Genomic DNA, 8,897 nt, shown 5'->3' with positions numbered 1-8,897 from the left:
GCCGGGTAGCTACGTCGGGAAGGGATAACCGCTGAACGCATCTAAGTGGGAAGCCCCTCCAGAGATGAATCTTCCCGGGGACTTGATCCCCCTGAAGGGCCGTGGGAGACCACCACGTTGATAGGCGGCAGGTGCAGGGCGCGTGAGCGCTACAGCCGAGCCGTACTAAGGGCCCGTGCGGCTTGACCGGTTCTTATTGCCGGTCCACCGCGCTGACCTCCTCGGAGGCAGCAGCCAGCACGCATGCTGGTGCAGCACAAGGGCAGGCCGCACAGTGCCTCCTTGCTACCCGATGATCCCGTTATCCGGACCCTTTGATGGCCGGTGGCTATGGCGCGGGGGATCCACCCGATCCCATCCCGAACTCGGAAGTGAAAACCCGCTGCGCGGATGGTAGTGCCGGGGCCACCCGGTGGGAGAGTACGGCGCCGCCGGCCTTATCTTGACGAAAGCCCGCCCTGATCCTCGTGATCAGGGGGGGCTTTCGTCGTTTCTGGAGAGTTCGGCGCGAACCACAACAGAATGGAGCCTCACACGGAGTCAACGGAGTTAACGGAGTTTCTACGTGCCGTTTCCTCCGCGCTCATCGCGTGCGACGGGGAAGAGATAGGGCCTCACACAGAGTCACCAGAGTTAGCAGAGTTTTTACGTGCCGGTTCCTCTGCTCTCGGTGCGAAGCCGGATTCCTGAGTGTCGAGTGCGGGTGGAGTTTGTCGGCGCGGCGCGGTCTTTTGTAGAGGCGTCGGGCACGGGAGGTAGATGGAATGCGGCAGGGGGCCATCCGCGTTTTTTGGAGGAACACCATTCCCGCCACCTCCACATCCGTGTGGGCTGCGGGCAGCGAGGGATGACGATCGGCAACTGATTTCCGAAGCGCATCGAAGCACGTCGATCGCACCACCTGATGCGCGATCTGGTGAACCGTCCGCCAACGCCCACGGCCGGAGGTCAGCAAGCTTCTCACGCTCGCACGCGATGGATTGTAGCTCACGGCGCAGTCCATGCCTGTTATCCTGCGAGAGCATCCCTTCCGCGGGCGGAGAAACCCGATGAATCCCAAAGACGACACGCGGCGCGATAGTGCGGTGCGCCGACTGGACGCGCTGAGCTACGTGATGGACAACTCCATTCCGCTCCCCGGCACCAACCGGCGTTTCGGGCTGGATGCGGTGATCGGGCTGGTGCCCGGATTCGGAGATGCGGCCGGGTCGCTGATGTCGGCGTACATCGTGGTGCAGGCGGCGCGGCTGGGGGCGCCCGCCTCGTCGCTCGTGCGGATGGTGCTGAACGTGGGGATCGAGGCGGTGGTGGGCGCCATCCCCTTCGCCGGCGACCTGTTCGACGCGTGGTTCAAGGCCAACGCGCGCAACGTCCGCCTGCTGCGCCAGGAACTCGACCGCCCCGGCAGCACGCGCAAATCCAGCACGGGCGTGGTGCTCGCCGTTATCCTCGCGCTGGTGCTGATCCTGGGCACCGTCGGCTGGCTCGCGATTTCCGTCATCCAGGCGCTCTGGCAGGCGATCACCTGAAAGAGCGCATCACGCGGAGGAGCAGAGCAGCGGAGAGAACTCTGCTGCTCTGCTTCTCCATGTATCCTCGGTGGAAATCAGCGGCTGGAGGCGCCGGCGGGCGGCATGGGATCGCTGCGGTCGCCGGGGCGGTTCTCCATGCCGCCGGAGCGACTGCTGTTCAGCACGTTCTCGCGGCCGGCCTGTCCCGGACCGTCGAACGTCTCGCGCTGGGTGATCTGCCCGCCGTCCTCGCGCTCCCGCTCCATGATCGGCCCGCCGCGGAGGCCCGGGTCCTCCCCTTCCCCACCCTCCCGCCCCACGCCGCCCGCAGAACGCCCTCGCGCTCCGCCGGGGCCTCATCCAGCCGCTGCTCCACCTTGCCGGGGTTCACGTCGCTTTGGCTCTCACGGTCGTGCATCGCCGCCTCCCATGTGCCTGATGATCCTCATTTCCGCGGGGGGGATCGTAGTCGCAAGCGGCAGGTCGAACCCGTTACCGATTTGGGAAAGATACACTTGACACAGCAATCTGGGAGATGTTACCATTCTGGTAATTCGGGATGGCTGGTGGGATGACGTGGAGAAGCGGAGCGGATGTGCGGATCATTACCGAGACGCGGCTGACGGCGTTCTGGAGCATTCACCCCGACGCGGAGATCCCGCTCAAGGCGTGGCGCCGCCTGATACGAAGCGCCAGCTATAAATCGCCGCACGAGGCGAAGGCGGACTTTCCGGCGGCGGATTTCCTGGGGTACGGCGTGACGGTGTTCGACATCGGCGGGAACAAATACCGGCTGGTAGTTACCATGCGCTACGACCTGCAGCGGGTGTACATCCGCCACGTGCTGACGCACGCCGAGTACGACCGCAAGAGCCGCGCAGGCGAACTGTGATGCCGCGCCGAGACGAAAAGGAAGGTGGCACGATGAAGACGGTTCTGGACTTTCCCTCGCCGCACGTGCTGCGCAGCCAGGGTGACTACGAGGGCGCGGTCGCCGAGATCGACCGGCTGCTGGACCTGGATCCGCAGCCTTCCACCCCCGAGTACGACCGGCTGGAACTGCTGTCCGTGCTGGTGGAAGACTACGAGGCGCGCCACCACCCCATCGACGACAGCAACCTCACGCCGCAGGACGTGGTGGATTTTGTGCTGCAGCAGCGCGGGATGAGCCGTGCCGACCTGGCGCCGTTGATGGGCGGCCGCAGCCGCGTGTCGGACTTCTTCAACGGCAAGCGCACACTCTCCAAGGGGCAGATCGAGGCCCTGCGCGAGCATCTCCGCATCCCTGCGGATTTGCTTTTCTAGGCACCCGCTCCTTTCGCGAACGTTAGGGCACGCTCCTTCCGCGCCTCAAACGCGCACGCCGCGCGGACCACGACCGATCGGCACCACGAGCGGGCTGGCACTTCCTCCCCCGCGGCGTTCACACCCTCCTGCCATCCCGCAATCACCCCCTCACCCCCTCACCCGTTGACCCGTTCACCCTGAGAGTGGCACATCCGCCTCCGACGCTGTATTTATGTAGCCGGATTCAACCTGAAAGCACCGGGAGCACACGAGATTGGCAATCCCGAAGATCCAGTTCGACCAGCACCTGTGGCGTGAGAGCGCGCGCGGTGGATGGACGCGGCTGCGCGGCGCCTGGGGCAACCGGCAGGAGCGCAAGATCGTCATCGGCCTGGCGGCACTGTCGCTGGCCTCGTGCGGCACCGGCGGCATGGTGGCCGCGTGGACGCGCGCCTGCGCCGGCACCTGCCCCACCGCCGAGACCATCGAGAACTTTGCCCCGCGGCAGGCCAGCCTGGTGCTGGACGCCCGCGGCGGCGTGCTGGGCCAGTTCTACCGCGAGCGCCGCACCCTCATCCACATCGACTCGCTTCCCAACCACGTGCCGATGGCGTTCGTGGCCATCGAGGACAAGCGGTTCTTCGAGCACGAGGGGGTGGACCCGGTGCGCATCGTGGCGGCGGTGCGCGACAACATCATCAAGGGGTGGGGCGGGCCCGGCGGCAGCACCATCAGCATGCAGCTGGCGCGCAACCTGTTCCCGCAGCAGCTTCCCGCCAGCGAGACCAGCGTGCGCCGCAAGGTGGCCGAGATCAAGCTGGCCATGCAGATGGAGCGCCGCTTCAGCAAGCGGCGCATCCTGGAGCTGTACCTGAACCACATCTACCTGGGCTCCGGCGCGTATGGCGTGGAGGCGGCCGCGCGCAGCTACTTTGGCAAGCCCGCGCGGGAACTGAACATCGTGGAGGCCGCAACCATCGCGGGGCTGCCGCAGGCGCCCAGCGCGTACGACCCGCGCCGCCACCCCGAGCGCGCGGAGCGGCGGCGCAACGTGGTGCTGCAGGCCATGGCCGACGCTCGCGTGATCACCCAGGCGCAGGCGGACGAGGCCAAGCGGACGCCGCTGGCCCTGTCGCCTCCGGGCGGCGCCCGCGGCGCCCCGTACTTCGTCGAGGCGGTGCGGCGCGAGCTGGAGGACCGCTTTGGCGAGCTGCTGTACACGGGCGGGCTGCGCATCCACACCGCCATCGACCCCGTGCTGCAGCGCACCGCCGAGCAGGGGCTGGAAGAGCAGCTGCGCCAGATCGAGCGGGGGACGTACGGCGGCTTCCGCGGCCCCACCTACCCGCAGTTCACCGCCGGCATCAAGCCCGGGCAGGCGGTGACCCACACGCCATACCTGCAGGGGATCGTCGTGGTGCTGGACCCGGCGACGGGGCTGGTGCGGGCGCTGGTGGGCGGGCGCGACTTCCGGCAGTCGCAGTTCAACCGCGCGGTGCAGGCCCTGCGGCAGCCGGGATCGTCGTTCAAACCGTTCGTCTACGCGGCGGCGCTGGAGCACGGCCGCTCGCCCGCGTCCGGCATCTCCGACGGGCCGCTGACCATCAACATCGGCAGCGAGTCGTGGTCGCCCAAGAACTACGACGGGACGTACGGAGGATACACGTCGCTGCGGTCGGCGCTGCGCAATTCGCGCAACCTGGCGACGATCCGTCTTGGACGTGAAACGGGGATCGAGAACGTGCGCGCCCTGGCCGCGCGCACGGGGCTGGAGACGCGCATCCCCGGCTACCCCTCGGTCTACATCGGCTCGGCGGGCGTATACCCCATCGACATGATGGCGGCGTACGCGTCGTTCGCCAACGGCGGGTGGCGGGTGGAGCCGCAGCTGGTGGCGCGGGTGGAGAACCACCGCGGCGAGCTGCTGTGGGCCCCCGCCCCGGCCCCGCGCCGCGCGGTGGAGCCGGGGGTCGCGTGGATCCTGACGGACATGCTGCGCGAGGTGGTGGACCGCGGCACCGGCTACCTGGCGCGCGACCCCTCCGTGGGCGGGCTGCCGTACGAGGTGCCGGCGGCGGGAAAGACGGGAACCACCAACGACAACACCGACGTGTGGTTCGTGGGCTACACGCCGGACCTGCTGACGGGGGTGTGGATGGGGTTCGATACGCCGCGCCCCATCATCGCGGGGGGCACGGGCGGAACACTTGCCGTGCCGGTGTGGGCCCGTGTTATGCGTACGGCATACGCAAACCGCAAGGCGCCGGAGCCGTGGGCAAAGCCCTCGGACGTGGTGATGCGGCGGGTGAGCGGGGGGCGCGTGCTCTCCGCGGAGTGCGACGGCGGCACGCCGGACTACTTTGCCGCCAAGCACGCGCCGGCGGGTTCGTGCCCGCAGCGCTCGTCCACGCCGGAGTTCGTGGACCCCACGCCGGAGCTGCCCGGACGGCCGGTGTTCCCGGGGCAAAAGCGCGAGCCGCGCCCCGAAGACTTCATCACCCCCGGCGCGGAGCGCGAGCGGCGGTGAGCCACACATAGAACAGGTCCGGGACGAGAAGATGAAGCGCAAGCTGTTGATCGCACTCAGCATCTTTCTCGTCCTGGGCCTGGGCGCGTTCGGCTGGCTCTGGTTCGGGCCCTGCGGGCTGGGGGGATGCGCCCCCGTGAGCGAGCTGGAAAAGTTCCAGGCGGAGGGCTCCCAGCTCTTCGACCGCGACGGCAAGCCATTCGGCACCCTGGCGACCGTCAACCGGCGTGTCGTCCCCCTCGATTCCCTTCCGGAATACCTTCCCCAGGCCGTGCTGGCCGTGGAGGACCGCCGCTTTTACGACCACGGCGGCGTGGACTGGCGCCGCTTCATGGGCGCGCTGGTGCGCAACGTACGGGCGCGCGGCGTGGAGGAGGGCGGCAGCACCATCACCATGCAGCTGGCCCGCAACCTGTTTCCGGAAAAGCTGGACTACCGCGACCGCTCCATCCGCCGCAAGGTGCTGGAGGTGCGCGTGGCCCGGCAGATCGAGCGCGCCCTGGACAAGCGCAAGATCCTGGAGCTGTACCTGAACCACATCTACCTGGGCGAGGGCGCGTACGGGGTAGACGCGGCCGCGCAGACCTACTTCGGCAAGCCGGCGCAGGCGCTTACGCTGGCCGAGGCGGCGGTCATCGGCGGGCTGCCGCAGTCGCCGTCGCGCATCAACCCGCGCGAAAACCGGCAGGCGGCCCGCACCCGGCGCGACCTGGTGCTGCGCGAGATGGCCAAGGCCGGCTACATCACCCAGGCGCAGGCCACGGAGGCCGCCGCCACCCCCATTCGCCTGGCGCGGCGCAAGGACAGCGGCACGGGGCGCGGCTCGTACTTTATGGAACGGGTGCGGCGCGAGCTGGAAGAGCGGGTGGGGCCCGAGTTCTACACCTCCGGCCTGCGCGTGTACACCACGCTGGACCCCGTGGCCCAGCGCGCCGCGGAAGAAGAGATCGCCAAGCAGGCCGACGCCATCGAGGCGGGCGGCTTCGGTGCGTACCGGCATCCCACCTGGCCCGAGGCCAAGGGCGAGACGGACGAGGGGATGACGTCGTACCTGCAGACGGCGGCGGTGGTGATGGAGGCGCGGACGGGGGCGGTGCGGGCGCTGGTGGGCGGGCGCGACTACGACGACAGCAAGTTCGACCGGGTGTACCAGGGGCTGCGGCAGCCGGGATCCGCCTTCAAGCCCTTCGTCTATCTGACCGCGCTGGAGCGCAGCGTTCCCCCCACGCGAAAGATCCAGGATGCGCCGGTCAAGATGGTGATGGCGGGCGGCGAGACGTGGTCGCCCAGGAACTACACCGGCCGGTACGACGGCCCCATCACCGTGCGCGAGGCGCTGACGCGGTCCAAGAACACGGTGACGGTGCAGCTGGCGCAGGAGATGGGGATGTCGTCCGTCATCCAGACGGCGCGGGAGATGGGGATCACCACGCCGATCCCCAACGTTCCCGCCACGGCGCTGGGCGCGGCGGAGGTCAAGCCGATCGAGCTGGTTCGCGCCTACGCGGCGCTGGCCAGCGGCGGCTGGATGCCGGAGCCGCACGTCATCGAGCGCATCGAGGACCGCCACGGCGAGGTCGTCTACCGCGCCGAGGAGCAGCGCGACCGGGTGGTGGAACCCGCCGCGGCGTACGTGCTGACGACCATGCTGCGCGACGTGGTGGACCGCGGGACGGGAACGCCGGTGCGCGCGGCGGGCTTTCGCGGCCCGGCCGCCGGAAAGACGGGGACGACCAACGGGGCCACGGACATCTGGTTCGTGGGCTACACGCCGGAGCTGGTGGGGGCGGTGTGGTTTGGCCTGGACCGGCCGCAGACCATCGTGCGCGAGGCGTCGGGCGGCACCATCGCGGCGCCGGTGTGGGGGCGCATCATGTCGCGCATCGGCGGGCGCGCGGGCGACTTTGTAATGCCGCGCGGGGTGGTGACGGAGTCGGTGGACCGGGCCACGGGGTTCGTGGTGGACCCCGGCTGCCCCTCGCAGGGGGAAACATATACGGAGTACTTCGTCCACGTGCGCCCGCCGCGGCCGTACTGCTACGCGGGCCAGCCGTATCCCACGATGGCGTTCGACACGGCGTTCGCGGACGAGGAGCTGGGCGCCTACGCGTACGACTACGAGAGCTACGACCCCGACACCGTGGGGACGGGCGACCTGCGCAGCAAGGGGATCGACTGGCCGGAGCTGGAGGAGCGCCGCCGCCGGGGCGACACCCTGTCGCGCCCGCTGCCGGGGAGCGTAACCACCGATCCCGCGCCCGGGTACGACGTGCCGCCGGTCACCGGCCGGCCGTCGACGCCGCTCCCGCCGCCCCCCACGCGCCGCGACCCCGCCACCCCGCCGCCCACGCCGACGGTGCCGCGCACGGACGAGCCGGAGCCCGCGGAACCGCCGGAGCCGGAACCGCGGGAGTCCGAGCCGCGCATCCTGGGCGAGCCCGTGCAGCCCACGCCACCGCCGCCGCCGGACAGCGCGTCCATCGGGCGGCTGCGATGACGGCGCGGCGCTAAGACGAGAGGGCGCAGGGAGATGGGATGATCTCCGCGCCCTCCGCGTGATTCCGGGGCAGATCTCCCCACCTGCGGCTGCCAGGGGACGCGGAGAGTGAAACTCCGCGCGCGTTGCGGGGTTGTAGACGGGCGCCGCGCTCCGGAGGGGGGCGCGGCGCTCCGTTGCCGGAAGGTCCGGCGCTCCACTCATCCACGGAGACTTCGCTTGGCGGGATCCATCCGGCGGGCATTCGCGCTCGCCGCCGTCATCACGGCCCTGCCGCTCACCGCGGCGGCGCAGGCACGGCCCATGACCGTGGAGGCGCCCGGCGCCCGCGTGATGAAGCCCGAGGCCGGCGCGCGCGAGTCGGTCATCAACTGGTACGGCGAGCTGCAGAGCATAAGCACCCACCTGCAGCGCGTGCACGACCGCGCGCTGCAGGACCGGTCGCTGGCCCAGGCGCGCGACCAGCTGATGCAGGCGGTGCAGCGCGCTATGGACGCGGCCGATCCGGAGCTGGCGCGCCTGGCCGTGCGCGTGGAGCGCATGCCGGCCGAGGTGGCCGCCGCCCGCCAGCGCGGCGACACGGACCGGCTGGCCGTGCTGGAGCGCGAGCTGGCGCAGATCCAGGCCCGCTTCATGAGGGTGCGGTCCGCCGTGCTGCGCCAGCCGGAGATCGCCCGCCAGGCGCGCGCGTACGAGGAGCGGCTGCAGCAGCGGATGATCGCCATCGAGCCGCTCACGGAAAACCTGCTCGCCCGCAGCGGCGACCTGCAGCGCCTGCTCCAGTCCGCCCTCTCGCCCCAGCCGGAAGAGTAACCCCGGATTGGCGGATGACGGACGACGGCCTCCACTCACGCGAGCGGAGGCCGTCTTGTTTTGCGTCCCACATCATCCCGAATCCAGAAAAACCGCAGGTGTCACGCGGAGACGCGGAGGGCGCGGAGGCGCGGAGAAATGGGTCGGACCTCAGCTCAAGTCGGACTCCGGGAAACAGAGGTCAGGGTACAGAGGAACAGACAACAGCCAGAGGAACAGAGGACGGAATGCGGATCACCTCTGTTCCTCTGGCTGTTCTCGG

7 protein-coding genes and 2 rRNA genes are annotated in these 8,897 nt (G+C 69.6%); 8 read left to right on the top strand and 1 reads right to left on the bottom strand.

Annotated features, from left to right (window positions below; all coding sequences use genetic code 11):
- From ACOJUJ_RS04740 to ACOJUJ_RS04730, 3 genes are all read left to right on the top strand, one after another.
- Positions 1-190, top strand: a 23S ribosomal RNA gene (locus ACOJUJ_RS04740); the annotation flags it as partial.
- 130 nt (positions 191-320) lie between these two features.
- A 5S ribosomal RNA gene (gene rrf, locus ACOJUJ_RS04735) occupies positions 321-437 on the top strand.
- Between the two features lie 612 nt (positions 438-1,049).
- On the top strand, positions 1,050-1,529 hold the full coding sequence (locus ACOJUJ_RS04730; RefSeq protein WP_420125700.1) for a DUF4112 domain-containing protein: 480 nt from the start codon (positions 1,050-1,052) through the stop codon (positions 1,527-1,529).
- Positions 1,530-1,606: 77 nt separating this feature from the next.
- Here ACOJUJ_RS04730 and ACOJUJ_RS04725 read toward each other — a convergent pair whose 3' ends face one another.
- Complete coding sequence (locus ACOJUJ_RS04725) at positions 1,607-1,777, bottom strand: hypothetical protein (protein ID WP_420125699.1); 171 nt, start codon at positions 1,775-1,777, stop codon at positions 1,607-1,609.
- Positions 1,778-2,106: 329 nt separating this feature from the next.
- On the opposite strand from ACOJUJ_RS04725, the gene ACOJUJ_RS04720 reads away from it, so the two are divergent.
- From ACOJUJ_RS04720 to ACOJUJ_RS04700, 5 genes are all read left to right on the top strand, one after another.
- Positions 2,107-2,403: a type II toxin-antitoxin system HigB family toxin gene (locus tag ACOJUJ_RS04720; protein WP_420125698.1), complete on the top strand. Its 297-nt coding sequence runs from the start codon at positions 2,107-2,109 to the stop codon at positions 2,401-2,403.
- Between the two features lie 32 nt (positions 2,404-2,435).
- Positions 2,436-2,816 carry a helix-turn-helix domain-containing protein gene (locus ACOJUJ_RS04715; RefSeq protein WP_420125697.1) on the top strand — a complete coding sequence of 127 codons (381 nt, stop codon included), beginning with the start codon at positions 2,436-2,438 and terminating at the stop codon, positions 2,814-2,816.
- 256 nt (positions 2,817-3,072) lie between these two features.
- Positions 3,073-5,325: a penicillin-binding protein 1A gene (locus ACOJUJ_RS04710; RefSeq protein ID WP_420125696.1), complete on the top strand. Its 2,253-nt coding sequence runs from the start codon at positions 3,073-3,075 to the stop codon at positions 5,323-5,325.
- 31 nt (positions 5,326-5,356) lie between these two features.
- Positions 5,357-7,822, top strand: a complete 2,466-nt coding sequence (locus tag ACOJUJ_RS04705; RefSeq protein WP_420125695.1) for a transglycosylase domain-containing protein — start codon at positions 5,357-5,359, stop codon at positions 7,820-7,822.
- Positions 7,823-8,041: 219 nt separating this feature from the next.
- The gene (locus ACOJUJ_RS04700) at positions 8,042-8,635 is read left to right on the top strand and encodes a hypothetical protein (RefSeq protein WP_420125694.1); all 594 of its coding nucleotides are present in this window, start codon (positions 8,042-8,044) and stop codon (positions 8,633-8,635) included.
- The last annotated feature ends 262 nt before the right edge of the window (positions 8,636-8,897 follow it).

This window comes from Longimicrobium sp., assembly GCF_048594345.1.
Taxonomy (GTDB): Bacteria; Gemmatimonadota; Gemmatimonadetes; order Longimicrobiales; family Longimicrobiaceae; genus Longimicrobium.
The sequence above is the reverse complement of the archived record's forward strand: the minus strand, read 5'-3'. Positions and strand labels throughout refer to the sequence as shown.

Coding starts and splice junctions, on each gene's coding strand:
- ACOJUJ_RS04730 (WP_420125700.1), top strand. CDS start 1,050: ATGAATCCCAAAGACGACACGCGGCGCGATAGTGCGGTGCGCCGACTG.
- ACOJUJ_RS04725 (WP_420125699.1), bottom strand. CDS start 1,777: ATGGAGCGGGAGCGCGAGGACGGCGGGCAGATCACCCAGCGCGAGACG.
- ACOJUJ_RS04715 (WP_420125697.1), top strand. CDS start 2,436: ATGAAGACGGTTCTGGACTTTCCCTCGCCGCACGTGCTGCGCAGCCAG.
- ACOJUJ_RS04705 (WP_420125695.1), top strand. CDS start 5,357: ATGAAGCGCAAGCTGTTGATCGCACTCAGCATCTTTCTCGTCCTGGGC.